This is a genomic window from Luteimonas sp. MC1825 (assembly GCF_014764385.1).
Taxonomy (GTDB): domain Bacteria; phylum Pseudomonadota; class Gammaproteobacteria; order Xanthomonadales; family Xanthomonadaceae; genus Luteimonas.
Genome location: NZ_CP061714.1, coordinates 2,151,526 through 2,176,469, shown reverse-complemented (window position 1 = coordinate 2,176,469; position 24,944 = coordinate 2,151,526). Strand labels below are relative to the sequence as shown.

The window sequence follows — 24,944 nt, the reverse complement described above, 5'->3', positions numbered from 1 at the left end:
TTTAAGCGGTCGGTGTGAATCCAGGGGCTACGTGGTGACCGGCAGGTTGGCGATACGGATGAAATCCGCGACCGCGAGCTGCTCCGCGCGCTGCGACGGATCCACGCCCGCGGTGCCGATCGCGTCGGCCGAACACAGCGGTTGCAGCGCGTTGCGCAGGGTCTTGCGGCGCTGGCCGAACGCCGCGCGCACGATCGCGGCGAACCGCGCCGGGTTGTCGATGCCGATCTCGGCCGGCGGGCGCGGCACCAGGCGCACCACCGCGGAATCGACCTTCGGCGGCGGCTTGAACGCGCCCGGACCGACGGTGAACAGCGCGGTCACCCGGCAGTAGGCCTGCAGCATGACGCTCAGCCGCCCGTACACCTTGCTGCCCGGGCCGGCCGCCATGCGGTCCACGACTTCCTTCTGCAGCATGAAGTGCATGTCGCGCACGACCGCGGCGTGGTCGAGGGCATGGAACAGGATCGGCGACGACAGGTTGTACGGCAGGTTGCCGACCAGGCGGATCGGCGTGCCCGCGGCCAGCGCGGTGAAGTCGACGTCGAGCACGTTGGCGTGCACCAGCTCGAGTTCGCCATGGGCGCGCGCGCGCGCCGCCAGGGGCGCGAGCAGGTCGCGGTCGAACTCGATCGCGGTCAGCCGGCCGTGGCGGTCGAGCAGCGGCCAGGTCATCGCGCCCTGGCCGGGGCCGATCTCGACGATGTGGTCACCCGGGCGCGGGTCGACCGCCAGCACGATCTTGTCGACCACGCCGCGCTCGTGCAGGAAGTGCTGGCCGAGCGACTTCTTCGCCGGATCGCGGAACGCGCCGTCGTGGCCGGTGGTGGTCATGGCACCCGGTCCGGGTGCAGGGCGTCGCGGGTGCCGGGCCGCGCGGCGAGGCGCACGCGTGCCAGCCGCGTGCAGGTCTCGATCGCCGCGAACAGGCTGGAAGGATCGGCGTGGCCGCTGCCGGCGAGGTCGAACGCGGTGCCGTGGTCGACCGCCACGCGCGGGTAGGGCAGGCCCAGGCTGATGTTCACCGCCTGTTCGAAACCACTGTATTTCAGCACCGGAAGCCCCTGGTCGTGGTACATGGCCAGCACGGCGTCGACACCGGCCAGTTTGCGCGGCAGGAAGGCGGTGTCGGCCGGCAGCGGGCCCTCGAGCCGCAGGCCCTCGCCGCGCAGGCGCGCGAGCACCGGGATGATCACATCGATCTCCTCGCGGCCCAGGTGGCCATCCTCGCCGGCGTGGGGGTTGAGGCCGAGCACCGCGATCACCGGGTCGCCGATGCCGAAATCGCCGCGCAGGGCGTCGTGGACGATGCGCAGGCTGCGTTCGAGCAGGGCGGGGGTGAGCGCGTCGGCCACCGCGCGCAGCGGCAGGTGCACCGTGGCGAGGGCGACGCGCATGTGGTCATTGGCCAGCATCATCACCACCTCGCGCCCGGCATGGGCGGCCAGCAGGCCGGTGGTGCCGGTGTAGGCGATGCCGCCGTCGTTGATCGTGGCCTTGTGCACCGGGCCGGTGACCATGCCATCGCACTCGCCGCGCAGGCAGGCATCGGCGGCACGCACGAGTGCGGCGACCACGGCCGGTGCATTGGCCGCGGCGGGCCGTCCGGGTGCAACCACCTGGGTGCCCGGCAGGTCGACGAGGCGGACAGGGCCACCCTCGGCGGCGAGGGTGTCGGGCGCGGGGCGATCGAGCGCGATGCCGAGCCGCCGGGCGGCGGCGATCAGGACCGCGGCGTCGCCGTGCACGACGAGGTCGGCATCCCAGGTGCGTTGCAGGGCGCGCACGCACAGCTCCGGCCCGACGCCGGCCGGTTCTCCCGGGACCAGCGCGAGCCGTGGACGCTGCAAATCAGTCGCCGTTGGCGCCGGCGACGCCGGCCGCGCTGCGGATGTCGACGTAGGCCTCGCCGCGCAGTTCGCGCAGGTAGCGGTTCCATTCATCTTCCAGCTTGCGCTGGCCGATGGTCTCGCGGACCTGGGCACGACGGTTCTCGTCACCCACGTTCGCCTGGCGCGTCGCCTGGCGCTGCACGACATGCCAGCCCGCCTGGGTACGGAACGGGGCCGAGACTTCGCCATCGGCCAGTCCACCGATCTGGGCGCCGAATTCGGGACCGAACTGGTCCTGCACGAACCAGCCGAGGTCGCCACCCTTGTCGCCGCTGAAGCGGTCCTGGGAATCCTCGCGCGCGACGGTGGCGAAATCCGCACCGCCGGCGATGCGCGCGCGCAGGGTGTCGATGCGCGCCTTGGCGGCGGCGTCGTCGCCACGCACCAGCACATGGCGCGCCTGGTACTGGGTCACGGTCTGCGTGGCCGCGGCCGAGGCGTCGCGGGTTTCCATCAACTGCAGCAACTGGAAACCGCTGGGGCCGCGGAACGGGCCCAGCACCTGGCCGGGCTGCATGGTGCTGATCGAGCCGGTGAAGGCGGTCGGGATCTCGTCGGTGCTGCGCCAGCCGAGGTCACCGCCCTCCAGCGCGTTGGGGCTGTCGGAATAGCGCACGGCGGCGGCCTGGAAATCCATCTCGCCGCGGTCCAGCAGGCTCTTCACGCCATCGGCCTTCTGCTGCGCGGTGGCGATCTGCTCCGGGGTGGCTCCGCTGGGGAGCGCGACCAGGATGTGGGCCAGGCGGTACTGGGTGCCGGTGGCCTGGTTGGCGAGCGCGGCGTCGACTTCGCCTTCCGTGACCGTGACCCGCGTCTGCGCGAAACGCTGGCGCATGCGCTGGATCATCAGCTCCTCGCCGAGCGAGCGGCGGAAGTCGGCGAAGTTCAGGCCGTCGCGTGCCAGCTGCTGGCGGAGCTGGTCCGGGGTCATGCTGTTCTGCTGCGCGATGCCGCCGATCGCGGCGTCGACTTCCTCGTCGGTCACGCGCACGCCGGTCTCCTGCGCGCGCGCGGTCTGCAGGCGCACCAGGATCAGGCGCTCCAGCAGCTGGCGGCGCAGCACCTCGGCTGGCGGCAGCTGGCCGGGGCGGTCACCGTACTGCGCCACGATGTTGGCGGTCGCGCGGTCGAGTTCGCTCTCGAGGATCACGTCCTCGTTGACCACCGCGGCGATGCCGTCCAGCGGCTGGGCGTCCTGCGCCATGGAAGGCAGGCCGAAGGCCGCCACGGCGAGGGCGAGGCACGGAATCAGGATGTTTTTCATGGGGTCGCGTCGAGGGATGGGTCGTTGCCTGGGCCGCTGCGGACTTCGGCAGGAGGCACCAGGTACAGGTCCTCGCGGTAGTAACCGAGGATAGCACGGCGCAGGCGGCTGGCCGTGTCGGGTCCGGCCGAGCCGAGGCCCTTGAATTCGAGCTCGAACTGGATCGCGTCGTTCATCTCGCCGGTGCGGTTGCGGACGTAGCGGCGGGCGACCAGGCGCGCCGCCATGCAGCAGCTGTCCCACTGCACCCCGGCGATGCCCTCGAGCAGCTGGTTGTCGAGCAGCGAGTAGTAGTAACGGCCTACCAGGCTCCAGGACGTGTTGATCGGGTACAGGAACGACAGGTCCACCTGCTCGAGCAGGTCGCGCTGGTCGGCGGCGTTGCGGCGGTAGCGATAGGCCAGGTTGACCACGCCGTCGTCGCCCATCAGGTAACGGGTGCGGACGCTGGCAAGGTCCTCCTGCCGCGTGGCCGGGTTCCAGTGGTAGGTGGCGCCGATGCTCCAGCGGTCGTTGATGGCGTAGTTGCCATCCGCGATCCACGCCGACTTGCCTTCGCCTATGACCGGCGACGTCGCATCGAGGCCGACGCGCGAGTCCTCGAAATAGCGGATCTGGCCGATGCTCGCGGAGAGCTTCTCCGCGCCGGATTCGGACTCGATCAGCCGGGTGGTCAGGGCCAGGGTGAGCTGGTTGGCGTCGGCCTGGCGGTCGGCACCGGTGAAGCGGTTGTCGCGGAACAGCTGCCCCCACCCGAACGACATGAACTGGGTATCGAACAGCGGCAGGTTGGACTGGTCGCGGTAGGGCGCGTTGACGTAATACAGGCGCGGCTCGAGGGTGTTCAGGTAGCTCTCGCCGCGGAACATGGTGTCGCGGTCGAAGAACATCCCGGCGTCGATGGTGGTGATCGGCAGGCTGCGCGATGGCGAGTCATCGGCGCTGGTGCCGTTTGCGGCGGCGATCCGCTGCGCCAGCACGTCCTCGAGCGCGTAGCCGGTATAGCGCCAGGCGAGCGTGGGCTTGACGAACCAGCTGGCGCCTTCGAGCGGCATGGACACATAGGGCCGCACGTCGATGCGGCTGCCTCCGGGCTGCGCCGCGCTGTCGGCATGCGCGAAACGGGTGGCATCGGCGTTCACGCCGGCCACCAGCCAGTCGCCGACGCCGCGTTCCCAGTTGACGTACGCACGCGGCAGGCGGTGGAAGGGGAGGTTGGCGTCGGCCAGCGTCCAGTCGCCGAGTTGCCAGTAGTCGGCCATCACGCCGGCGTCCCAGTCGCGGCCACGGCCGTACAGCCCGAGGTCGCTCTTGATCGAGAAGTTGGTCAGGCCGTTCAACGCGTTGCTCGAGTCTTCCAGGTAGCGCGGATCGCTGGCCCAAGCCAGGTTGGTCCGCGCCTGCCAGTGCGGGCCCATGTTCTGGTAGGCGTTGAACCGGAACATGCCGCGGTCTTCCTTGCGGTAGTTCTCTGCCGGGTACGGCGACGCGATCTCGTCGGCGCGCCCGTCACGGGCCAGATTGTCGGAGGGAAGCACGTCGAGCTCCAGCACGCCGCCGCCGCCATTGACGAGGTAGCGGAATTCGGTGCCGAGCTGCAGACCGCGGTTGGTCATCAGCCGCGGCTCGAGCGTCATGTCGTAATTGGGCGCGAGGTTGAGGTAGATCGGCTGCCGCCAGTCGAAGCCGTTGCGGCTGGAATATGAAATGGCCGGATACAGCAGGCCGGTGTGCCGGCGGTTGTCGGTGGGGAAGGCGAAGATCGGCACGTACAGCACCGGCACCTTGCCGACCCGCAGGGTGGCGTTGCGCGCGATACCCTGGCCCCGCTCGTTGTCGATGTCGATGCGACCCGCGCGCAATTCCCACCAGCGGTCGTCGGGCGGGCAGGTGGAATAGGTGGAGCCGTACAGCGCGCCCTGCGAGCCCTTCATCTCGATGCGCTCTGCGCCGCCGTTGCCGCGGCGGTCTGTCAGCTGGTAACGCACGTTCTCGACACGGTGGGTGTCGGCCTCCTGGTCGCCCTCGAGGCGTTCGGCGACCATGCGCATGCCGGAGTCCTGGTAGCGCACGCTGCCGGTGGCGACGTAGGTCGACGTCTCGTTCTCGAACTCCAGCCCGTCCGCGCCGAGGAACTGGTCGCCGCGGCGCAGCGTGACGTTGCCCTTGCAGGCGACGTTCTCGCCGTCGACGCCGCTCATGTCGTCGCAGGCGATGTCGGTGGGCTGCGAGGCACGCTCCTCGATCGAACCCACCGCGGGCTGCGCATCGGCGAACGCCGGCACCGAATCGTCGACCGGGCACAGGCCCCAGTCGGGTTCCGGTTCATCCGCTGCCCGCGCATCCGGGATGTGCGTCGCCAGTGCGCAGGCGATGCACAGCGACAACGGGAGCAGTCGGAGGGGTTTGTGCACGCGTTCATCCGGTCGGTGGGGCGGCGGCTAGCTTGCCGCATCGCCCGTGCAGCGGCAATGCGCGCCGGGTGAACGCCGGCCTCGCCAGCGGCCGCGGACCCCTGGCGTGCACGCGGCGTTCAGCGCGCGGAGCCCGCCGCGAGCGCAGCAACGTGGGCGACACTGCATTCGGCGAGCGCCGGAAGGTCATAGCCTCCTTCGAGCACCGACACCATGCGCCCATCGGCGTGACGCGCGGCGATCGCGCCCAGTTCGGCGGTGATCCACGTGTAGTCGTCGGCTTCCAGCTGGATGTGCGCCATCGGGTCGGCGCGATGGCCGTCGAAGCCGGCCGACAGCAGCAGCAGCTGCGGCGCGAACGCATCCACCGCGGGCAGCAGCTGCTCGCGCCAGGCTTCGCGGAAGCGGTGGCTGCCGGTCCCTGCCCGCAGCGCCGCGTTGCGCACGTTGCCGGCCCCGCGTTCGCGCGGATCGCCGGTGTCGGGGAACAGCGGCATTTCGTGCGCACTGCTGTAGTGCACGCGCGCTTCGGCGGCAAAGATCGCCTGCGTGCCATTGCCGTGGTGCACGTCGAAATCGACGATCGCCACGCGCGACAGGCCGTGGCGCTCCAGCGCATGCGCGGCACCGACGGCCACGTTGTTGAACAGGCAGAAGCCCATCGCATGCAGGTCGGTGGCGTGGTGGCCCGGCGGGCGCACCGCGCAGAATGCCGTGCGCGACAGGCCGCCCATCACATGGTCGACGGCAGCGACCACCGCGCCCGCCGCGCGCAGCGCGGCTTCGGGCGAGCCCGGCGACAGCACCGTGTCGGGATCGAGCTGGACCAGCCGGTCGGGTGCCTCGAGGACCGTCTGCAGCAGGATCGGATCGTGCACGCGCAGCAGCTGTCCGCGCGTGGCGCGGGGTGCTTCCAGCCATTCCAAGCCGGGGACATGGTCGCGCAGCGCGGTGACCACGGCGCCCAGGCGCTGCGGGCTTTCGGCGTGGCCGGAGCCGGTGTCGTGCGCGAAGCACGCGGCGTGGGTGAAGACCGGCACGCCGGTCGCGCTCAAGGCGCGGACTCCAGCACGGGCGCGCGGTCGCTCATGTGTCAGCCGTTGCGGCGCTCGTGCCGCCAGATCACCTCGCCGTGGCCGCTCTCGCGCGCCAGCACGCGGGCCAGCACGAACAGCAGGTCGGAGAGGCGGTTGAGGTAGCGCACCGGCTGCGGGCGGATATCCTCGGCGCGCGACAGCGCCACCGTGCAGCGTTCGGCGCGGCGCACCACGGTGCGCGCGATGTGGCAGCGCGCCGCCGCGTCGCCGCCGCCGGGGAGGATGAAATCCTTGAGCGGCGGCAGGGGCGCGTTGTACTGGTCCAGGTGCTGCTCGAGGCGGGTCACGTCGTCATCGCTGATGGCCGAGTGCCCCGGGATGCACAGTTCGCCACCAAGGTCGAACAGCTGGTGCTGCACAGACGTCAGCAGCTCGCGCATCGCCTCCGGGATGTCGCTGGCCAGCAGCAGGCCGAGCGTGGAGTTGGCCTCGTCGACCGTGCCGTAGGCCTCCACGCGCAGCGAGTCCTTGCCGGTGCGGCTGCCGTCGCCAAGCCCGGTGCTGCCGTCGTCGCCGGTGCGGGTATAGATCTTGGACAGGCGGTTGCCCATGGCGTCAGCGCTGGCTGTCGCGCGCCTGCGCGCTGGCCCCGGCGTGGCGCGCGACGGCTTCGGCCACCACCTGCGCGATCGCCGCCAGCGCGACGAACATCGCCGTGGCGCTCAGGTAGGGCAGGAACCAGTGGCCGTAGTTGCGCGCCCAGCCGGCGAACGTCGGCTCGGCGACGGTGTTCGACAGCCAGTAGAAACCGCCCTGCGCCAGCAGGTGGCAGGTTGCGGTGGCCAGCACCACCGCGGCCGCGAGGCGGCCGAGCGCGGACACGCCGGCACCGGTATAGCCACGGCGCAGCCACGCCCCGGCGGCCCACATCGCCGCGTGCGCCGGCAGCAGCATCCAGTAGCCCGCGGACACGCAGTAGTGGCTCCAGAACGACATGCCCTGGCCGGTGATCACCGCCCAGTCGATGGCCACGGCCAGCGCCAGCAGCCCCGGCAGCACCAGCCGCGACCAGCTGCGCAGATGGAAGCCGGCGATCAGGAACACCGCCCAGGACGCGTCCGGCAGCGGCGTGAAGTGGTTGAACACATGGCTGCGGGTCGCCGCCATCAGCAGCACGAGCAGTGACAGGACGATGGCGCGTTGCAGGGTGGTGTTCATGGCGCTGGGAGCTCCGGCACGGACTTCGAGGTGGCGGCCATTCTAGCGAACTGGCGGCACCAGGGGCCGTATCATGGCGCGCATGAGCGCAACCCACGATGTGGTGATCATTGGCGGCGGCCTGGTGGGCGCCAGCCTGGCGATCGCCCTGGAGTCGACCGGACTCGATGTGGCACTGGTCGAGGCAGCCCCCGCGGCGGCGATGCCGGCGGTGTTCGACGAGCGCAACCTGAGCTTCGCCGAGGCCACGGTGAACGCGCTGTCCAGCCTTGGCGTGATGGCGCGCCTGCGCGCGCCGACCGGTGCCATCGAGCGCATCCACGTCAGCCGGCGCGGCGATTTCGGCCGCATCCGCCTTGCAGCGAGCGATTACGGTCGCCGGAATTTCGGCCAGGTCGTCGTGGCAAAGGACTTCGGCGAGGCGCTGGAAGCGCGGCTGGCCGACGTGGTGGCGCTCACGCGCCATCGCGGCACGCGCTTCACCGCACTCGCGGTCGCGGCCGACGGCATGCGCGAGGTACATCTGCAAGGCGGCAGTACGCCGCTGCTGCGCGCGCGCCTGGTCGTCGCCGCCGACGGCATGCGCAGCGGCGTGCGCACCGCGCTCGGGATCGCCGCGTCGGAGCATGACTACGGGCAGGTGCTGCTGGTGGCCAGGCTGCGCGCGGCGCGGGCGCCAGACGGCACCGCCTACGAACGCCTCGGTGACGACGGCCCGACCGCCCTGCTGCCGCGCGGCGACCGCGCCTGGGGCCTCGTGCACGGCGTGGCCACGGCCGATGCCGCGCGCGTGCAGGCACTGGACGAACAGGCGTTCCTCGCACACGTCCAGGATGCGTTCGGCTGGCGGGTCGGCCGCCTGCTGGAGGCCGGCCCCCGCAGCGCCTATCCGGCGGTCGCGGTGACCGCCACCGACACGGTGGCGGCGCGCGCGGTGCTGGTCGGCAACGCCGCGCAAAGCCTGCACCCGGTCGGTGCGCAGGGCTTCAACCTCGGCCTGCGTGATGCGATGACGCTGGCCGAGCTGCTTGCCGCGCAGGTGGCGGTCGGTGGGGATCCAGGCGACCCCGCGTTGCTGGCCGCGTACGCCGCGCGCCGTACGGAGGATCGCAGCCGGACGCTGGCGTTCTCGCACGGCTTCGCGCGGCTGACGGCCAACCCGCTGCCGGGAGTGACGCTGCTGCGCAGCCTCGGCCTGATGGCGCTCGATGCCGTGCCGGCGCTGCAGGCCGGGCTGGTCGGCGGTGCCATGGGCTATCGCGGCGACGTGCCCGCCGCCTGCCGCGCGCAGGCCGGCTGATGCGCCGCGGGCAGGTCGATGCGGTGGTCGTCGGCGGCGGTGTGGTCGGCGCGGCCACCGCGCTCGCGCTGGCGCGACAGGACCTGTCGGTGGTGCTGGTCGAGGGCCGCGCGCCCGCGCCCTGGTCGCCCGACGCGCCGGACCTGCGCGTCTACGCGTTCGCGCCCGACAACGCCGCGCTGTTCCAGGCGCTGGGCGCCTGGGACGCGGTGGCCGGCCGCAACGGTGCGCCTGCGACGCGCCTGCAGCCGTACCGGCGCATGCGCGTCTGGGACGCAGCGGGCGGCGGTGAACTGATATTCGACGCCGACGCCTACGGGCGCCGCGAGCTCGGCTGGATCGTCGAGAATGCACTGCTGGTCGACCGGCTCTGGGCGCGGCTGGCGGGCGCCGGTGTCGAACTGCGCTGCCCCGCGCGGGTGGAGGGGCTCGAGCAGGACGAAGCCGGCGTGCAGTTGCGGCTGGACGACGGGCGCCGCGTGTCCGCGCGCGTGGCGATCGCCGCTGACGGCGCCGCGTCCACCCTGCGCGCGCTGGCCGGCATCGCCGTCGACGGCCGTGACTACGGACAATCCGGCGTGGTCGGCTACGTGCGCACGGAAGAGGCCCATGAAGCCACCGCCTGGCAACGCTTCCTGCCGGGCGGGCCGCTGGCGTTCCTGCCCTGCGCCGACGGCAGCAGTTCGATCGTCTGGTCGCAGCCCACCGCGGCCGCGCAGGCGGTGCTGGCGATGGATGACGACACGTTCGGCAACGCGCTCACGCAAGCCTTCGACGCCCGTCTCGGCCGCACCCTGCCGTGTTCGCCACGGGCCGCATTCCCGCTGCGCATGCAGCTGGCGCGCAGCTACGTCGCCGGCCGCGTGCTGCTGCTCGGGGATGCCGCGCATGCCGTGCATCCGCTGGCCGGGCAGGGTGTCAACCTCGGCCTGCGCGATGTGGCGGCGTTGCACGCGTCGATCGCCGGCGCGCGGGCGCGCAAGCAGGACTGGGCCACGCCACAGCGCCTCGCGCGCTGGGGGCGCGCGCGCCGCAGCGAAGACACGCTGGCGGCCCACGCCTTCGACGGCATCAACCGGGCATTCACCAGTCCGTCGCTCGCGGCAACCCTGCTGCGCGGACCGCTGCTGGGGCTGGCCGGTCGCGTGCCGTCGTTGTCGGCCGCGCTCTGGCGCCAGGCGGCGGGCATCTAGACGTCCACCTGCGCGGCTCCGAAGGAGCCGGCGCCTTCAGCTCCCGGCAGGCATCGCGATGACCGTGATCTCTTCGCGGTCGTGGTAGAGCTGGCGCGCGCGCACGGTCAACGGCCGACCAGCCTCGCGCGTGAACAGGTCCAGGCACAGCGTGGTCTCGAGCCAGCGTTTCTTCATCGGCAGCTTCAGGTTGAACACCGCCTGCCGGCACCAGCCCTCGCGGAACCAGGTCGCCATCCGCGAGGCGACCCGGCGCGGCTGCTCGACCATGTCGCACACCATCCAGTCCAGCGGGCGCGGCGGCTGCCAGCGGAAGCCGTCCTCGCGCAGGTGGGTCACGCGTCCGGTATCCATCACATGCTCGCGCAGCGGGCCATTGTCGATCGCCATCACCTGCAGGCCTTCGCGCAGCAGCACCCAGGTCCAGCCGCCGGGCGCGGCGCCGAGGTCGGCGGCGTGCATGCCGGGGCGCAGCAGGCGCTCGCGTTCGCCGTCGTCGAGCATGGACATGAAGGCTTCCTCGAGCTTCAACGCCGAGCGCGAGGGTGCATCGCGATGCAGGCGCAGGCGCGGCACGCCGTTGGGCCACGGCGACGAGTCTCGGCTGTCGCTGCAGGCGAGCAGCAGGTGGTCGCCGGCGAGCAGGCAGATGTGCAGGCGCGGGCGGCGCGGGTCCTCGCTTGCGGCCAGCAGGCCGGCCTTGCGCAGGGCCGGGCGCAGGGCATTGCCAAGCGCACGCGCCAGGCCCGAGAGCGGCCCCGCGGCATCGCTGTCGGGATGCTCGACCAGCAGGGTCCCGTACGGCGCCTGGCCCGCGGCCGCGGGTGGCCCCGCCAGGGACGCGGACTGCAGCAGCGCGATGATCGGCGAGATGCGGTCCCTGGGGTCGAGCGCCGGCAGGTCGGCCAGCAGCTGCAGTTTCTGCCGCGCGAACACCAGGTCGCGCCACGGCAGCGCGCGCGACAGCGCATGCGCATCGCCACCCGGCACGAGGAAGCGCACGTAGCCGCTGTCGCGGTCGGTGACGGCATAGCCGGCATGGCCGGCGGCCGCCGCGCGTTCGCCGAGTTCGGCGGCGAGCTCCGGCTCGAAGCCCGCGCGGCAATAGCAGAGCAGGCCGCTCATGCCGCCACGGTCCATGGCAGGGGCGCTGACGGCATCAGTAGCGCCGGCCGCCGGTCTGGCCGTAGGCGGCCAGCACGGCGCGGGCGTCGTCGCGGCGCAGGTCGCGCGCGACTTCGATGCCGCGGCGCCCGAGTTCACCGATCCAGTCGGCGGGCAGCGGGCCTTCGTCGAATTCGGTGAGTTCGTGCACGTCCTCGGCGCGCGCGCCGATCAGCAGGCGGTCCACGCCCGCCCATACCGTCGCGCCATAGCACTGGCAGCAGGGCTGCGCCGAGGTGGCGAGCGTGTAGGGGCCATCATGGCGACCGTCCTCGTCCTGGTTGAGGCGCGGGCGCTGCAGCCGCTGCTGGGCCAGCATGTAGGCCATGTTCTCGGCATGCGCCAGCGACGTGCTCTGCGGCAGCACCACGTTGACGCCCGCGGCGACCACGCGGTCGGAAGGGCCGAACACCGCCGCCCCGAACGGGCCACCGGTCTGCGCGGCGGCGTTGCGGCCCGCCAGTTCGATGGCCAGCGCGACCTTGTCCTCGTCGCTGGCATAGGCGCGGGTGGTGTCGACGACGTCATGGACCCATGCCGGCAGCGTGAGGTGGACCTGGGCGTAGAGCATCAGCGCGCCACCGCCGCGGAGGCCGAGGCCTCGCACGTGTTGGCGACGCAGCTGCAGGCTTCGATCTCGCGGAAGCCGCAGGTGCCCATCACGCCGTTGGCGGCGCAGGCGGCCTGGACCGCGGCCGGATCAGGCTTGGCGTCCTTGTTGACGCAGGCCGGACGGTAGCCGCAGCAGCTGCCGACGTCCTTCACCGCACAGTCGCTGTCGACCTTGCAGCTGCGGTCGAGCACCGGCACCCCGGCCACGGTGCCCGGGCGCTGGCGTGGCACGGACTCGCGTGGCTGTTCCGATGCCGTCGGCGGTCCGACGCCGTTGCCGGCACTCGACTGCGGTGCGGCACAGGCGGCCAGCAGCAGCGGAGCGAGCAGCAGGGAAAGCAGGGAAAGCAGGGACAGCAGCGTGCGGGGTTCGATCCGGCGCATGTGGGGCTCCTTGGCGGAAAGATGCGCGGGCAATGCTAGCCGCGCGGCGGTGGCGCCGACGTGCAGGCCGGCGCGCGGGTCGGCTCAGGCCTTGGCGGCCCAGGTATCGCGCAGGGTCACGCTGCGGTTGAACACCGGGCCGTCGGTGCGATGGTCGCGGCGGTCGGCGACGAAGTAGCCGATGCGCTCGAACTGCAGCGACTGCTCGGGCTCGGCGGCAGCGGCGGCCGGTTCCACCCAGCCCTGCACGGTGCGCCGCGAGGCCGGGTTGATGCGGTCGCGATAGCCCAGGCCGTCGCTCTCGTCATCGGGGTCGGCCACCGCGAACAGGCGGTCGTAGAGGCGGATCTCGGCGGCAACCGCGCGGCTGGCGTCGACCCAGTGGATCGTGCCCTTGACCTTGCGGTTGGCGCCTTCCATGCCGGGGCGCGACTCCGGGTCAAGCGTGCACAGCAGTTCGACGATGTTGCCGTCGGCATCCTTGCGCACCTCGTCGCAGCGGATGATGCCCGCGCCGCGCAGCCGCACTTCGCCACCCGGCACCAGGCGCTTCCAGCCTTTGGGCGGCACTTCGGCGAAGTCGTCCTGCTCGATCCACAGCGTGCGCGAGAACGGCACCTGGCGCGTGCCGAGCGCTTCGTCCTTGGGATGGTTCGGGAACAGCAACTGCTCGGCGTGGCCATCGGGCAGGTTGGTGAGCGTCAGCTTCAGCGGTTCCACCACGGCCATGCGCCGCTCGGCGCCGGTGTCCAGGTCGTCGCGCAGGCAGCCTTCGAGCACCGAGTAGTCGATCACCGAGTTCTGCTTGCTGATGCCGACGCGGTCCACCAGCAGGCGCAGCGCGGCCGGCGTGTAGCCGCGGCGGCGCAGGCCCTGCAGGGTCGGCATGCGCGGGTCGTCCCAGCCGTCCACCAGGCCGTCGGCGACCAGCTGCGTCAGCTTGCGCTTGCTCATCACCGTGTAGTTGATGTTGAGGCGCGAGAACTCGATCTGGCGTGGCTTGGCGGCCTCGACCGGCAGGCCCTTGGCGGCCAGCGGTGCCAGCAGCTCCGGGTTGCCCGCGAGGTCCACGCGGTCCACGCACCAGTCGTACAGCGGGCGGTGGTCCTCGAATTCCAGCGTGCACAGCGAATGGGTGATGCCTTCGACGGCGTCGCCAAGGGCGTGCGCGAAGTCGTACATCGGATAGATCGGCCAGTCGGCGCCGGTGTTCTGGTGCTCGACGTGCTTGATGCGGTACAGCGCCGGGTCGCGCAGGTTGATGTTGCCGCTGGCCATGTCGATCTTCGCGCGCAGCGTGCGCGCGCCGTCGGCGAACTCGCCCGCGCGCATGCGCCGGAACAGGTCCAGGTTCTCGTCCACGCCGCGCCCGCGGAACGGCGAGTCGCGGCCGCCTTCGGTGAGCGAGCCGCGCCAGGCGCGCACATCGTCGGCGCTGAGGTCGCAAACGAAGGCATCGCCCTGGCGGATGAGCTTTTCGGCGGCCAGGTAGAAGACCTCGAAGTAGTCGGAGGCATGTCGCAGGCTGGCCCACTCGAAGCCAAGCCAGCGCACGTCGTCCTGGATCGCCTGCACGAACTCGGGGTCTTCCTTCGCCGGATTGGTGTCGTCGAAGCGCAGGTTGCAGGTGCCGCCGAACTCGCCGGCGATGCCGAAGTCCAGGCAGATCGCCTTGGCGTGGCCGATGTGCAGGTAGCCGTTGGGCTCCGGCGGGAAACGGGTGCGGATCGCCCGGTGGCGGCCGGCCGCGAGGTCCTGGCGCACGATCTGGCGGATGAAGTCCTGCTTCTCGGCGGGCGCTGCGGGCGCGGTGGCGGTCGGGTCTGCGGGTAGGCTCATGTGGCGATGGACGCTGCCGGCGCGGGCTGCGCCACGGGCCGCGAAGTGTAGCCGAGCGGCGCCGCGGGGCGCAGTGGCATGTTGCTTGCTTGCGTGTTTGCCATCGGTTGGGGGGCGGCTATGGACAGGGACATCCCGGATCGCGCTTGGCCACCATGTGCCGCTCCGCGGGCGCGTCGCCCCGGCCGAGGTGCCTGATGACGCCCCGCTGGTGGATGGCGCTTCGCCAGGAGTGGCCGCTCGCCGCGGGGGTCGCGCTGCTGCTGGCCTTGCTGGTGACCGCCAGTTCCGGCGCGTTCCGCGGTGACCTGGACGGGCTGCCCCTGGCACTCGGCGAACCCCAGGGCGCAGGCCAGGCGGGTGCGGCCGCGGACACCCTGGTCCTGCCGGTGCGGCCCACAGGATTGACCGTGCTTCCCGTCCGCGTCTCCTTGCCCGACGAGGCCGACGGGGGCCCACCTTGGGTCGCGTGGGTCAGCCGCGGCGCCGTGGACGAGGTCTGGCTTGAAGGCGCGGGCTGGCGAAGTGGGCGCGGCGACTTCTTCGCCCCGCCGGCCGACGACGGCATGCTGCCGTCCGGCTATCTGTTTCCCCTGCCAGGGGACCTGCGGGGCGACGCCACCATCGACCTGCATGTGATCGGCAGCGAGCGCGAGGTGCTGCGCGTGCGGGTGGTGCGCGCGGACGCGGCGATGCGCATCGCGCAGCTCGGGTCGGCCATCAGTGCCTCGGTATACGCCGCGCTGTTCGTGCTGGCCCTGTTGTCGCTGTCGCTGTACGGCGCCGTCCGCGATCGCGCCTTCCTGCGGTTTTTCGCCGCCGCCGTGCTTGCCCTGCTGGCCACGGCGGCCGACAACGGGCACCTGTACGCGCTGCCCGTGTTCGGGATCGCCTCGGCCTGGCGCGGGGACGGAATCCGCGTGCTCGGGCTGCTGTTCCTGGCCGCCGTGCTCCCCCTGCTGCAACGTTACGCAGGAACCGCGCTGGCGATGCCGCGACTGTCGCGCCTCGCCGATCGCCATGTCTGGGCGCTCGGCATCCTGGCCGCGGTCTGCCTGCTGCGCGTGGAGGCGTTGCGCGCCGTGTTGCCCGGCGTGGCGCTGGCCATGCAACTGGTCGCGGCCGCACTGGGCGTGGCGATGCTGGTCGACGCCGGCCGCCGCCGGGTGCCGATGGCCTGGTCGCTGGTGCTGCTGTTCGCACTGGTCGCGGTGGTGTCGCTGGTGATCGAGTTCGTGGCTGCCGGCCGCTGGCTGGACCCGGTGTGGCTGCGCTACGGCGGGCAGCTGGTGCTCGCGTTCGCGGCCGCGGTGCTGGCGGTCGGGCTGGTGAGCCGCGTGGGCCAGTACCGCGACCAGCGCGACCAGGATCGCATTGCACGCGCCGAGTCGGAGACGCGCATGCGGCGCGAGGCGGCGCGCGCCGACCTCAATGCGGCGCTGCAGACCGCGTTGCGCGGAGTGCCGGAAACCGACCTGGCCTGGACCGCCTACCGGCTGATGCTCGACCACCTCGTGCCGCAGGTGCCGGTGGCGTTCGCGGCGTTGCTGACGCGTAGCCAGGACGGGCGTGACATCGACCTGGTGGTGCCCCAGGCCAGCAAGACGGCGGTGGACGCGATTGTCGCCAGCCGCCTGCTGCCGCTCAAGCGCCACGCGGCCAATGGCATCCCCCTGCAGCAGCCGGTCACGGCTGCCGGTGACCGCGGCGTGGTGGCCATGGAAGCCGTGCTGCCACTCGCCATCCGCGCGCCGGCCTGGGGCGTGCTGCTCTTGCAGCGCACCGGCGGCGAGGCCTTCACTCCGGCGGAGCTGGCGCTGGCAGGCGAATTCTCGCGCGCGACCCAGGTCGGCATCGAGCACGCGCGGTCGGCGGTGGCCCTGCAGCGCTCGGCCGAGCTGGACGCGCTGACGGGTACCTTCAACCGGCGCACGATCGACCAGTGGCTGGGTCGCGGCTTCGCCGAGTCGGTGCGCAGCGGGCAGCCGATCTCGGTGCTGTTCATCGATCTCGACCGTTTCAAGGCGATCAACGACCGCCTCGGCCATGGCTGCGGCGATGCCTGCCTGCGCGCGGTGTCCAAGGCGCTGCACTCCGCGCTGAGCGAAGGCGACCTGCTCGGACGCTACGGTGGCGAGGAATTCATCGCCGTGCTGCCAGGTCGTGGCGGGGCCGCCGCGCGCGCGATCGGCGAGCACATGCGCCTCGCGGTCGAGTGCCTGGCGTTCGAATGGGAAGGGCAACCGGTGCCGCTGAGCGCGAGCGTCGGCGTGGCCACCCGCCTGTCCGGCGACGACCTGCCCGCGGCCCTGGTCGAGCGCGCCGACAAGGCGCTGTACGCGGCCAAGCACGCCGGCCGCAACTGCGTGCACGTCGCGCCTGCGGTGTTCAGCTGAGCGACGACCGCGCCTTGATCGGGTGGCGCGGCGCGCGGATCATGGTCGCGACGTCAAGAGGGAGTGCGGACATGCTGGGAGTCGGATCGTGGAAGCAGCGCATGCCGACGGCGGAGCAGGCCTTGCCGGGTCGCAGCACGCCGTTGCCGCTGCACAACATCCACCACGTGCATGGCCGACCGCTGCGGGGCGGGTTCGAGGGCTTTGAGCGGGTCGCCTTCGGGATGGGCTGCTTCTGGGGTGCCGAGCGCCTGTTCTGGGGGCTGCCCGGCGTGGAGACCACGGCGGTGGGCTATGCCGGCGGGCTGACGCCCAATCCGACCTATCGCGAGGTCTGCAGTGGCGAGACCGGGCATGCCGAAGTCGTGCTGGTGGTCCACGACCCCGCGGTGCTGCCGTTCGCGCAGCTGCTGGCACGCTTCTGGGAAGGCCACGACCCCACCCAGGGCATGCGCCAGGGCAACGACATCGGCACCCAGTACCGCTCGGTGATCCATTGCGCGACGCAGGCGCAGCAGGCGCAGGCCCTGGCCAGCCGGGATGCCTACCAGCAGCGGCTCACCGGGGCCGGGCTCGGCGCCATCACCACCGACATCGTGCATCCTGCGCCGGCGTTCCATTACGCCGAGGACGAGCACCAGCAATACCTCGCCAAGAACCCGGGGGGCTATTGCGGCATCGGCGGCACCGGCGTGTCCTGCCCCGTGGGCGTCGGCGCCTGACGCCGGCGCGCGCGCTCAGGCGCCCGAGGCGCCCGGGGCATGCAGCGGCACGGCGGTCGCGCCGGCGGCGGGTGCAAGCAGGCCCGGCGGGAGGTCGCGCAGCACCTCGGCCAGCGCCAGCAGGAATTCGTGCATCGCCGAGCTCTTGCGCCAGACCATCGCCACGCGGCGACTCGGCGGCGGATCGCGGAAGCCGACCAGCTGGATGCTCTGCGAACGCGCCACCGGTGGCTTGACCGCCAGCGTCGGCAGCAGGGTGATGCCCACACCGGCCGCGACCATCTGTCGCAGCGTCTCGAGGCTGGTGGCCTGGAACTCGTCCTTCTCGCTGGCACCGGACAGGTGGCAGACATCCAGCGCCTGGTCACGCAGGCAGTGCCCGTCGGCGAGCAGCAGCAGGCGCTCGCCGGCGATGTCCTTCATCGCCAGTGCGTCGCGCCCGGCCAGCGCATGCGTGTCGGGCACCGCCAGCACGAACGGCTCCTCGAACAGGAATTCGACGTGCAGCTGCTCCTCATTCACCGGCAGCGCCAGCAGGGCGGCATCGAGGCGGCCCTCCTGCAGGCGCGACAGCAGCACGTCGCTCTTTTCCTCGACCAGCAGCAGCTCGAGCTGCGGGAAGCGGGCTCGGATCCCGGGCACCACGTGCGGCAGCAGGTAAGGACCCAGCGTGGGGAACAAGCCGAGGCGCACCGTGCCGGCCTCGGGGTCGCGGCTGCGCCGCGCCGACTCGCGCATCTGCTCCACGTCGGCGACGATGCGCCGCGCGCGGATGGCCACGTCGCGGCCCGCCGGGGTCAGCATGACCTTGCGCGGCGCCCGCTCCACCAGCACCACGCCCAGCTCTTCCTCGAGCTTGCGCACCTGGGTGGACAGCGTCGGCTGGCTGACGAAGCTGGCCGCCGCCGCGCGCCCGAAGTGCAGGTGTTCGGCGAGGGCGATGAAATACGTCAGGTCGCGCAGGTTCATGCTGTCCCCTCGTGGCGCGGCCGCGGCCGCGTGGCCGTGGCCGGATGTGCCCTTACGCGGCGGCGGTCTCGGCGACCGGGCTGCTGCTGCGGATCAGGTGGTCGAACGCGCCGAGCGCGGCCTTGGCGCCTTCACCCATGGCGATCACGATCTGCTTGTACGGCACCGTGGTGGCATCGCCCGCGGCGAACACGCCGGGGAGCGATGTGCGGCCCGCGGCGTCCACTTCGATCTCGCCGCGCGGCGACAGCGCCAGCGTGCCCTTGAGCCATTCGGTGTTGGGCAGCAGGCCGATCTGCACGAACACGCCCTCCAGCTCCACGCGATGGGAATCGCCGCCGGCGCGGTCGCGATAGACCAGGCCATTGACACGGCTGCCGTCGCCGAGCACCTCGGTGGTCTGCGCGGACGTGATGATGCGGACGTTCGCCAGGCTGCGCAGCTTGCGCTGCAGCACTTCGTCCGCGCGCAGCTTGTCGTCGTATTCGATCAGCGTGACGTGGGCGACCAGGCCCGCCAGGTCGATGGCGGCTTCCACGCCCGAGTTGCCGCCGCCCACCACCGCGACGCGCTTGCCCTTGAACAGCGGGCCATCGCAGTGCGGGCAATAGGCCACGCCCTTGTTGCGGTACTGGTCCTCGCCGGGCACGCCCATCTGCCGCCAGCGCGCGCCGGTGGACAGCACCACGGTGCGGCCGCGCACCGAGGCGCCGCTGGCCAGGCGGACGGTGGTGATGCCGTCGGCGTCCTGCTCCAGCGCTTCGGCACGCTGCAGGTTCATGATGTCGACGTCGTACTGGCGCACGTGCGCCTCCAGCTGCGCCGCCAGGCGCGGGCCCTCGGTCTCCTGCACGGAGATGAAGTTCTCGATCGCCATGGTGTCCAGGACCTGGCCGCCGAAGCGTTCGGCGACCACGCCGGTGTTGATGCCCTTGCGCGCGGCGTAGACCGCCGCCGCGGCGCCGGCCGGGCCACCGCCCACCACCAGCACATCGAACAGGTCCTTGCCGGCGATCCCGGCGGCGGCGCGCTGGGCGGCACCGGTGTCGAGCCGCGCCACGATCTGCTCCAGGCTCATGCGGCCCTGGTCGAACAGCGCGCCGTTGAGGAACACGGTCGGCACCGACATGACCTCGCGCGCGTCGACTTCCTCCTGGAACAGGGCGCCATCGATGGCGACGTGATGGATGCCCGGATTCAGCACCGCCGCCAGGTTGAGCGCCTGCACCACGTCGGGGCAGTTCTGGCAGGACTGCGAGAAGTAGGTCTCGAAGCGGTACTCGCCCTCCAGGTTGGCAACCTGTTCGAGCAGCGCCGGGGCCGCCTTGGACGGGTGGCCGCCGGCCTGCAGCAGGGCGAGGACCAGCGAGGTGAACTCGTGGCCCATCGGCAGGCCGGCGAAGCGCAGGTCGATGTCATGCCCGGGGGAGGTCACGGCGAACGAGGGCTTGCGCTGGTCGTCGTCGCGGCGGATCTCGACCGAGACCTTGTCGGACTGGGTGCGGATGTCCTCGAGCAGTTCCAGCAGCTCGGCGGACTTCGTGCCGTCGTCGACGCTGGCGACGAGCACCACCGGGCGCTGCAGGCGCTCCAGGTAGCCCTTGAGCTGGGTCTTGAGATCGTCTTCGAGCATGTCGGACTCCTGATGTTCGGCAATGCGGGGCCAGCACCCCGTCACGGACGGGGCACCACCGGCGTGGGGATGGACCGCAGGCCGCGCAGCGCACGGACTCCGGTCCAGCCCCACCCCCGCTCGCGCGGGGATGGAGTGGAGTAGTGCGGGTACTTAGATCTTGCCGACCAGGTCGAGCGACGGCTTCAGCGTCTTCTCGCCCTCCTTCCACTTGGCCGGGCACACCTCGCCCGGATGGGCGGCAACGTACTGGGCAGCCTTGACCTTGCGCAGCACTTCCAGCGCGTCACGGCCGATCCCCTCGGCGGTGATCTCGACGGACTGGATCACGCCCTGCGGGTCGATGATGAACGTGCCGCGGTCGGCCAGGCCGACGCCGGGGCGCATCACGTCGAAGTTGTTGGTGATGGTGCCGGTCGGGTCGCCGATCATCGGGTACTGGATCTTGCCGATCGCGTCCGAGGTGTCGTGCCAGGCCTTGTGCGAGAAGTGGGTGTCGGTCGACACGCTGTACACGTTCACGCCGAGCTTCTGGAACGCGTCGTAGTTGATCGCCAGGTCTTCAAGCTCGGTCGGGCAGACGAAGGTGAAGTCGGCCGGGTAGAACACCACCACCGACCACTTGCCCTTGAGATCGGTGTCGGAGACTTCGATGAACTCGCCGTTGTGGTAGGCGGTAGCCTTGAACGGCTTGATTTCTGTATTGATGACGGACATGGAATCCTCGGGGTCGGTGGGGAAGAAACCGGCGCGTGCCGGATGCGGTTAACTTTAGGCAAAACCTATCGAAAAGTTAAACTGATTGATTCTATGTAATCGATAGGTCTACGCTATCGATATGGCGCCACTCCGCGTAATTCACAAGGCAACTCATTGAAAGCGATCCAATTTTTGGTCTTCGGGGGCGGTTGCGTGGCGTGCGGGGGTCAGATTTGGGCCGGTGGCGGCGCATGACCGGCAGCCGCACCGCCGACGAGGCGCTCCGCGCGTCGCGCACCCGGATCGACCCCGATGACGCACTGACGCTGCTGCTGCACGTGCTGGGCCGCAGCCATGGCTGGCTCTACGCGCACGGCGACACACCGCTGGCGGGCGATGACGCGGCGCGCCTTGACGCGCTGGTCGCGCGCCGCGCGGCCGGTGAGCCGGTCGCCTACCTGGTGGGCCGGCGCGGATTCTGGTCGCTCGACCTCGTCGTGACCCCGGACACGCTGATCCCGCGCCCGGAGACCGAACTGCTGGTCGAACAGGCGCTGGCGCGGATACCGCCGGCCACGGCCACGCGCGTGGCGGACCTGGGCACCGGCAGCGGCGCGATCGCGTTGGCGATTGCCAGCGAGCGCCCGCAAGCCCGCGTGCTGGCCACCGATCGCAGCGCCGCGGCACTGGCGGTCGCCGGCGCCAACGCGCGCGCGCTGGGCATCGGCAACGTCGAGTTCCGCGAAGGCGACTGGTTCGCGCCATTGGCCGGCGCGTGCTTCGACCTGATCGCAAGCAATCCGCCGTATATCGCCGAGGGCGACGCGCACCTCGGCCGCGGTGACCTCCGCCACGAGCCGGCCGAGGCGCTCGCGTCCGGGCGCGACGGCCTGGATGCGATCCGCGTGATCGCCGCTGCGGCGCCCCGGCACCTCGCCAGCGGCGGCTGGCTGCTGATCGAGCACGGCTGGGACCAGGGGGCGGCGGTGGCGGCGCTGCTGCGGGCGGCGGGCTTCGCCGCGGTCGCCACGATCCCCGACCTCGAAGGCCGCGACCGCGTCACGCTGGGCCGCCGCGGCGGGGGTGACGGGGCCGCCTGCTAGACTCGGGGGCGGATTTCCAAGAGGTTTCCGCTGCATGCGCACCCTGTATCCAGAGCTCGAGCCCTACGACACCGGTCGCCTCCAGGTGGATGATCGCCACTCGCTGCATTACGAGCAGTGCGGCAACCCGGACGGCAAGCCGGTGGTGCTGCTGCACGGCGGACCCGGCGGCGGCTGCACCGACAAGATGCGCCGCTTCCACGATCCGGCGAAGTACCGCATCGTGCTCTTTGACCAGCGCGGCTCCGGGCGGTCGACGCCGCATGCCGACCTCGTCGACAACACCACCTGGCACCTCGTCGCCGACATCGAACGCCTGCGCGAGACGCTCGGCATCGAACGCTGGCAGGTCTTCGGCGGTTCCTGGGGCTCGACGCTGGCGCTGGCCTACGCACAGGCGCACTGCAAGCGGGTCACCGAGCTGGTGCTGCGCGGCATCTTCATGCTGCGCCGCTGGGAGCTGGAGTGGTTCTACCAGGAAGGCGCCTCGCGCCTGTTCCCGGAAGCCTGGCAGCGCTACATCGCCGCGATCCCCGAAAACGAGCGGGGCGATCTGATCGCCGCGTTCCACCGCCGGCTGACGTCCGATGACGCGCCCACGCGCCTGGCCGCCGCACGCGCGTGGAGCATGTGGGAAGGTGCCACCAGCTTCCTGCACGTCGACGACCGCTTCGTCGCCGACCACGAGGACGCGGAGTTCGCGCTGGCGTTCGCGCGCATCGAGAACCATTACTTCAGCAACCGCGGCTTCTTCGAGGTCGACGACCAGCTGCTGCGCGATGCCTACCGCATCGTCGACATCCGCGGCGTCATCGTGCACGGCCGCTATGACGTGGTCTGCCCGGTGCAGAACGCCTGGGACCTGCACCAGGTCTGGCCCAAGGCGGAGCTGGTGGTGACCCCGGGGTCGGGGCATTCGGCGTTCGAGGCCGAGAACGTCGACGCGCTGGTGCGCGCCACCGACCGCTTCGCACAGGGCTGACGCGCGCGGCGGTCAGCGGGCCGGCGATCCGTCCGGCTCGTGGTCGATCATCCACAGCCCGGCCCAGAGCTTGAGGTCGAGCTCGTAGCCCTCGGCGTACTTCCGCATCAGCCAGGCCGGCGCGGTCTCGCGCGGGATCGCGTGCACGGTGATGTCCTCGTCGGCCACGCCGCCGCCTTCGCCGACCTTGCGCAGGTCGCGGGCGCGGGCGAAGGCGATGCGCTCGTTGCTCATGCCCGACGAGGTCGGCCCGACCAGCAGCACGTCGATGCGGCCGGCCTCCCAGCCGGTCTCCTCGATGAGTTCGCGGCGCGCGGCCGACTCGAGGGTGTCGCCCTCGAGATCGTCGCCGACCAGGCCGGCCGGCATCTCGATGGTGCGCGCGCCCAACGGCACCCGGTACTGCTCCACGAACAGCACGTCGTCGTCGGGCGTCACCGCGATCACCAGCACCGCCAGGCCGTCCTTGCCGTGGGTGCGCTCGCAGGATTCCCAGTGGCCACGCCTGACCATGCGCAGCCAGTCGCCCTGGTAGAGGATTTCAGGGTGTTCATCGCTTCGGGTGTCGGTCATGGCACCGATCCTACGTGCTGCGGCGCGTCCTGCGCGTCGGCCAGCCCGGCCGCGGCATGCAGCCGGCGGCGTGTCATCGGCCCGAAGCCCACGGCGTCGCCCAGCGCCACGAGGGTGCCGGCGTCGCCGTTGCCGCGCACGAACGGCGCGGTGGCGTCGTCGATCGGCGCGTCCAGCACGACCGTCGACAGCTGGCGGCACAGCAGCGCCTGTTCGCGATGCTCGCGCAGCCGGACGGCAGCCTGCGCGGCGCCGCGGAAGCGCAGGAACGCGACCTCGTCGATGCGTTCCAGCAGCGCATCGAGACTGCCGAAGTGCGCCAGCAGCACCGCCGCGGTCTTGCTGCCAATGCCGGGGACCCCGGGGATGTTGTCGACCGCGTCGCCGCTCAGCGCCAGGAAATCGGCCACCTGGTGGGCATGCACGCCCTGGCGCGCCTTCACCCCGGCCGCGCCCCAGCGCACGCCGCGCGCGAAGTCCCACTGCTCGTCGTGCGTCGCGAGCAGCTGCGAGAGGTCCTTGTCGGCGGACACGATCACGCCGCGGAAGCCCAGCGCGCGCACCTGCACCAGCGCGCTGCCGATCAGGTCGTCCGCCTCGTACTCGCGGTGCGCGAGCACCGGCAGGCCGAGCGCCACGCACAGCGACTTGCAGTAGGCGAACTGTCGCTTCAGCTCCGCCGGGGCAGGGTCGCGGTTGGCCTTGTAGGCCGGGTACAGCGCGTTGCGGAAGCAGCTGTCGAGGGCTTCGTCGAAGGCGATGGCGATGTGCCGCGGGCGCTCGCGCTCGAGCAGGTCGAGCAGGAAGCGGGCGAAGCCGTGCACGGCGTTGGTCGGCCAGCCGTCGGCGTCATGGAAGCCGTCAGCCGGCATCGAATGCCAGGCACGGAACACATACAGGCTGGCGTCCACCAGGTGCAGCGTGGGCAGTGGCGCCGGCAGCGGCGCGCTCACGCCGGCGGCGACCAGTCGCCGAGCAGTGCGGCGGGGTCCGGGCGATCCCGCTCGTTGGGCTCCTGGATCGGCGTGCCGATGTGGATGAAGCCGGCGATGCGCTCCTGCACGCCCAGGCCGAGCAAGCGCAGCACGTCGGCGTCGTAGGCCGGCCACCCGGTCAGCCAGCAGGCGCCGAAGCCGAATGCCTGCGCGGCCTGCAGCAGCGCGAAGCACACGCTGCCCGCGGTCAGCAGGCGTTCCTGTGCCGGGATCGCGGGGTCGGCATCGTCGAACACGGCGACCACGGCCACCACCAGCGGTGCACGGGTGAAGCGCAGGCGGTCCTTTTCGACCGCGCCATCGCCGGCATCCGGACGCAATGCGAGGCCGCGCGCCGCGACCGCGTCGCCAAGCGCGATGCGCGCATCGCCGGCTATGCGAATGAAGCGGAACGGCACGCGCTTGCCGTGGTCGGGAACGCGCACGGCCGAACGCAGCATGCGCAGCAGGGTGGCGTCGTCGGGCGCCGGTTCGGCCAGGTGCCTGGACGAAACCGAGCGGCGTGCGTCGATTGCCTCGAGCATCGCGGGGATGCGTGGACTAACTGGGATTGCA

The 24,944-nt window shown here is 71.5% G+C and carries 23 protein-coding genes; 6 read left to right on the top strand and 17 right to left on the bottom strand.

Going from position 1 to position 24,944, the window contains the following annotated elements; genetic code table 11:
* Positions 1-27: 27 nt before the first annotated feature.
* The 7 genes from rsmA to IDM46_RS10170 form a co-directional block, all read right to left on the bottom strand.
* Positions 28-834, bottom strand: a complete 807-nt coding sequence (gene rsmA, locus IDM46_RS10200) for a 16S rRNA (adenine(1518)-N(6)/adenine(1519)-N(6))-dimethyltransferase RsmA (protein WP_185115620.1) — start codon at positions 832-834, stop codon at positions 28-30.
* Positions 831-1,850 (bottom strand): 4-hydroxythreonine-4-phosphate dehydrogenase PdxA, encoded by a 1,020-nt coding sequence (gene pdxA / locus IDM46_RS10195; RefSeq protein ID WP_185115619.1) that lies wholly within the window; start codon positions 1,848-1,850, stop codon positions 831-833. Before pdxA ends, rsmA begins: the two co-directional genes overlap by 4 nt.
* Position 1,851: 1 nt before the next feature.
* Positions 1,852-3,156, bottom strand: coding sequence for a peptidylprolyl isomerase (locus IDM46_RS10190; RefSeq protein WP_182825122.1), 1,305 nt, complete (start codon positions 3,154-3,156; stop codon positions 1,852-1,854).
* Complete coding sequence (gene lptD, locus IDM46_RS10185) at positions 3,153-5,570, bottom strand: LPS assembly protein LptD (protein WP_182825124.1); 2,418 nt, start codon at positions 5,568-5,570, stop codon at positions 3,153-3,155. The genes IDM46_RS10190 and lptD overlap by 4 nt, the downstream gene beginning before the upstream one ends.
* A 119-nt stretch (positions 5,571-5,689) precedes the next feature.
* A complete protein-coding gene (locus IDM46_RS10180; protein WP_185116075.1) occupies positions 5,690-6,610 on the bottom strand; it encodes a histone deacetylase family protein in 921 nt (306 codons plus the stop codon).
* 53 nt (positions 6,611-6,663) lie between these two features.
* Positions 6,664-7,218, bottom strand: a complete 555-nt coding sequence (locus IDM46_RS10175; RefSeq protein WP_182825126.1) for a cob(I)yrinic acid a,c-diamide adenosyltransferase — start codon at positions 7,216-7,218, stop codon at positions 6,664-6,666.
* Positions 7,219-7,222: 4 nt separating this feature from the next.
* On the bottom strand, positions 7,223-7,825 hold the full coding sequence (locus IDM46_RS10170) for a hypothetical protein (RefSeq protein WP_182825128.1): 603 nt from the start codon (positions 7,823-7,825) through the stop codon (positions 7,223-7,225).
* Positions 7,826-7,907: 82 nt separating this feature from the next.
* Here IDM46_RS10170 and ubiH point away from each other — a divergent pair, with 82 nt between their 5' ends.
* Both ubiH and IDM46_RS10160 read left to right on the top strand, forming a co-directional pair.
* Positions 7,908-9,125, top strand: coding sequence for a 2-octaprenyl-6-methoxyphenyl hydroxylase (ubiH, locus tag IDM46_RS10165; RefSeq protein WP_185115618.1), 1,218 nt, complete (start codon positions 7,908-7,910; stop codon positions 9,123-9,125).
* Entirely contained in the window at positions 9,125-10,318 is a 1,194-nt protein-coding gene (locus IDM46_RS10160; protein WP_185115617.1) for an FAD-dependent oxidoreductase, read from the top strand. The genes ubiH and IDM46_RS10160 overlap by 1 nt, the downstream gene beginning before the upstream one ends.
* 36 nt (positions 10,319-10,354) lie before the next feature.
* Here the strand turns inward: IDM46_RS10160 and rlmM are convergent, their stop codons facing one another.
* The 4 genes from rlmM to IDM46_RS10140 form a co-directional block, all read right to left on the bottom strand.
* The gene (rlmM, locus tag IDM46_RS10155) at positions 10,355-11,443 is read right to left on the bottom strand and encodes a 23S rRNA (cytidine(2498)-2'-O)-methyltransferase RlmM (protein WP_185115616.1); all 1,089 of its coding nucleotides are present in this window, start codon (positions 11,441-11,443) and stop codon (positions 10,355-10,357) included.
* Between the two features lie 34 nt (positions 11,444-11,477).
* Positions 11,478-12,053 (bottom strand): nucleoside deaminase, encoded by a 576-nt coding sequence (locus tag IDM46_RS10150; RefSeq protein ID WP_185115615.1) that lies wholly within the window; start codon positions 12,051-12,053, stop codon positions 11,478-11,480.
* The gene (locus tag IDM46_RS10145; RefSeq protein ID WP_182825141.1) at positions 12,053-12,478 is read right to left on the bottom strand and encodes a hypothetical protein; all 426 of its coding nucleotides are present in this window, start codon (positions 12,476-12,478) and stop codon (positions 12,053-12,055) included. The genes IDM46_RS10150 and IDM46_RS10145 overlap by 1 nt, the downstream gene beginning before the upstream one ends.
* An 84-nt stretch (positions 12,479-12,562) precedes the next feature.
* Positions 12,563-14,317: a glutamine--tRNA ligase/YqeY domain fusion protein gene (locus tag IDM46_RS10140; protein ID WP_182825143.1), complete on the bottom strand. Its 1,755-nt coding sequence runs from the start codon at positions 14,315-14,317 to the stop codon at positions 12,563-12,565.
* 197 nt (positions 14,318-14,514) lie between these two features.
* Here IDM46_RS10140 and IDM46_RS10135 point away from each other — a divergent pair, with 197 nt between their 5' ends.
* Together IDM46_RS10135 and msrA are read left to right on the top strand one after the other, a co-directional pair.
* The gene (locus IDM46_RS10135; protein ID WP_182825145.1) at positions 14,515-16,713 is read left to right on the top strand and encodes a diguanylate cyclase; all 2,199 of its coding nucleotides are present in this window, start codon (positions 14,515-14,517) and stop codon (positions 16,711-16,713) included.
* A gap of 71 nt (positions 16,714-16,784) precedes the next feature.
* Positions 16,785-17,435, top strand: coding sequence for a peptide-methionine (S)-S-oxide reductase MsrA (msrA, locus tag IDM46_RS10130; RefSeq protein WP_182825147.1), 651 nt, complete (start codon positions 16,785-16,787; stop codon positions 17,433-17,435).
* A 15-nt stretch (positions 17,436-17,450) separates the two neighbouring features.
* On the opposite strand, the gene IDM46_RS10125 is transcribed toward msrA, so the two are convergent.
* From IDM46_RS10125 to ahpC, 3 genes are all read right to left on the bottom strand, one after another.
* Positions 17,451-18,404 carry a LysR substrate-binding domain-containing protein gene (locus IDM46_RS10125; RefSeq protein ID WP_182825149.1) on the bottom strand — a complete coding sequence of 318 codons (954 nt, stop codon included), beginning with the start codon at positions 18,402-18,404 and terminating at the stop codon, positions 17,451-17,453.
* 52 nt (positions 18,405-18,456) lie between these two features.
* Positions 18,457-20,037 (bottom strand): alkyl hydroperoxide reductase subunit F, encoded by a 1,581-nt coding sequence (ahpF, locus tag IDM46_RS10120; RefSeq protein ID WP_185115614.1) that lies wholly within the window; start codon positions 20,035-20,037, stop codon positions 18,457-18,459.
* A gap of 153 nt (positions 20,038-20,190) precedes the next feature.
* Positions 20,191-20,754 carry an alkyl hydroperoxide reductase subunit C gene (gene ahpC / locus IDM46_RS10115; RefSeq protein ID WP_182825153.1) on the bottom strand — a complete coding sequence of 188 codons (564 nt, stop codon included), beginning with the start codon at positions 20,752-20,754 and terminating at the stop codon, positions 20,191-20,193.
* Positions 20,755-20,987: 233 nt separating this feature from the next.
* Between ahpC and prmC the strand changes: the two genes are divergently transcribed.
* Positions 20,988-21,839: a peptide chain release factor N(5)-glutamine methyltransferase gene (gene prmC / locus IDM46_RS10110; RefSeq protein WP_185115613.1), complete on the top strand. Its 852-nt coding sequence runs from the start codon at positions 20,988-20,990 to the stop codon at positions 21,837-21,839.
* 34 nt (positions 21,840-21,873) lie between these two features.
* Positions 21,874-22,821 (top strand): prolyl aminopeptidase, encoded by a 948-nt coding sequence (gene pip, locus IDM46_RS10105; protein ID WP_185115612.1) that lies wholly within the window; start codon positions 21,874-21,876, stop codon positions 22,819-22,821.
* A 12-nt stretch (positions 22,822-22,833) separates the two neighbouring features.
* Here pip and IDM46_RS10100 read toward each other — a convergent pair whose 3' ends face one another.
* The 3 genes from IDM46_RS10100 to IDM46_RS10090 are packed head-to-tail and all read right to left on the bottom strand — an operon-like array spanning position 22,834 to position 24,913.
* The gene (locus IDM46_RS10100; RefSeq protein ID WP_185115611.1) at positions 22,834-23,394 is read right to left on the bottom strand and encodes an NUDIX hydrolase; all 561 of its coding nucleotides are present in this window, start codon (positions 23,392-23,394) and stop codon (positions 22,834-22,836) included.
* On the bottom strand, positions 23,391-24,347 hold the full coding sequence (locus IDM46_RS10095; RefSeq protein ID WP_223877955.1) for a 5'-3' exonuclease H3TH domain-containing protein: 957 nt from the start codon (positions 24,345-24,347) through the stop codon (positions 23,391-23,393). Before IDM46_RS10095 ends, IDM46_RS10100 begins: the two co-directional genes overlap by 4 nt.
* A complete protein-coding gene (locus IDM46_RS10090) occupies positions 24,344-24,913 on the bottom strand; it encodes a nitroreductase (RefSeq protein WP_185115610.1) in 570 nt (189 codons plus the stop codon). Before IDM46_RS10090 ends, IDM46_RS10095 begins: the two co-directional genes overlap by 4 nt.
* Between the last annotated feature and the right edge of the window lie 31 nt (positions 24,914-24,944).

Coding starts and splice junctions, on each gene's coding strand:
- IDM46_RS10135 (WP_182825145.1), top strand. CDS start 14,515: ATGACGCCCCGCTGGTGGATGGCGCTTCGCCAGGAGTGGCCGCTCGCC.
- rlmM (WP_185115616.1), bottom strand. CDS start 11,443: ATGAGCGGCCTGCTCTGCTATTGCCGCGCGGGCTTCGAGCCGGAGCTC.
- IDM46_RS10145 (WP_182825141.1), bottom strand. CDS start 12,478: ATGCGCCGGATCGAACCCCGCACGCTGCTGTCCCTGCTTTCCCTGCTT.
- rsmA (WP_185115620.1), bottom strand. CDS start 834: ATGACCACCACCGGCCACGACGGCGCGTTCCGCGATCCGGCGAAGAAG.
- msrA (WP_182825147.1), top strand. CDS start 16,785: ATGCTGGGAGTCGGATCGTGGAAGCAGCGCATGCCGACGGCGGAGCAG.
- IDM46_RS10090 (WP_185115610.1), bottom strand. CDS start 24,913: ATGCTCGAGGCAATCGACGCACGCCGCTCGGTTTCGTCCAGGCACCTG.
- IDM46_RS10160 (WP_185115617.1), top strand. CDS start 9,125: ATGCGCCGCGGGCAGGTCGATGCGGTGGTCGTCGGCGGCGGTGTGGTC.
- IDM46_RS10175 (WP_182825126.1), bottom strand. CDS start 7,218: ATGGGCAACCGCCTGTCCAAGATCTATACCCGCACCGGCGACGACGGC.
- IDM46_RS10170 (WP_182825128.1), bottom strand. CDS start 7,825: ATGAACACCACCCTGCAACGCGCCATCGTCCTGTCACTGCTCGTGCTG.
- ahpC (WP_182825153.1), bottom strand. CDS start 20,754: ATGTCCGTCATCAATACAGAAATCAAGCCGTTCAAGGCTACCGCCTAC.
- pip (WP_185115612.1), top strand. CDS start 21,874: ATGCGCACCCTGTATCCAGAGCTCGAGCCCTACGACACCGGTCGCCTC.
- ubiH (WP_185115618.1), top strand. CDS start 7,908: ATGAGCGCAACCCACGATGTGGTGATCATTGGCGGCGGCCTGGTGGGC.
- IDM46_RS10100 (WP_185115611.1), bottom strand. CDS start 23,394: ATGACCGACACCCGAAGCGATGAACACCCTGAAATCCTCTACCAGGGC.
- IDM46_RS10140 (WP_182825143.1), bottom strand. CDS start 14,317: ATGAGCCTACCCGCAGACCCGACCGCCACCGCGCCCGCAGCGCCCGCC.
- ahpF (WP_185115614.1), bottom strand. CDS start 20,037: ATGCTCGAAGACGATCTCAAGACCCAGCTCAAGGGCTACCTGGAGCGC.
- prmC (WP_185115613.1), top strand. CDS start 20,988: ATGACCGGCAGCCGCACCGCCGACGAGGCGCTCCGCGCGTCGCGCACC.
- IDM46_RS10150 (WP_185115615.1), bottom strand. CDS start 12,053: ATGCTCTACGCCCAGGTCCACCTCACGCTGCCGGCATGGGTCCATGAC.
- IDM46_RS10190 (WP_182825122.1), bottom strand. CDS start 3,156: ATGAAAAACATCCTGATTCCGTGCCTCGCCCTCGCCGTGGCGGCCTTC.
- IDM46_RS10125 (WP_182825149.1), bottom strand. CDS start 18,404: ATGAACCTGCGCGACCTGACGTATTTCATCGCCCTCGCCGAACACCTG.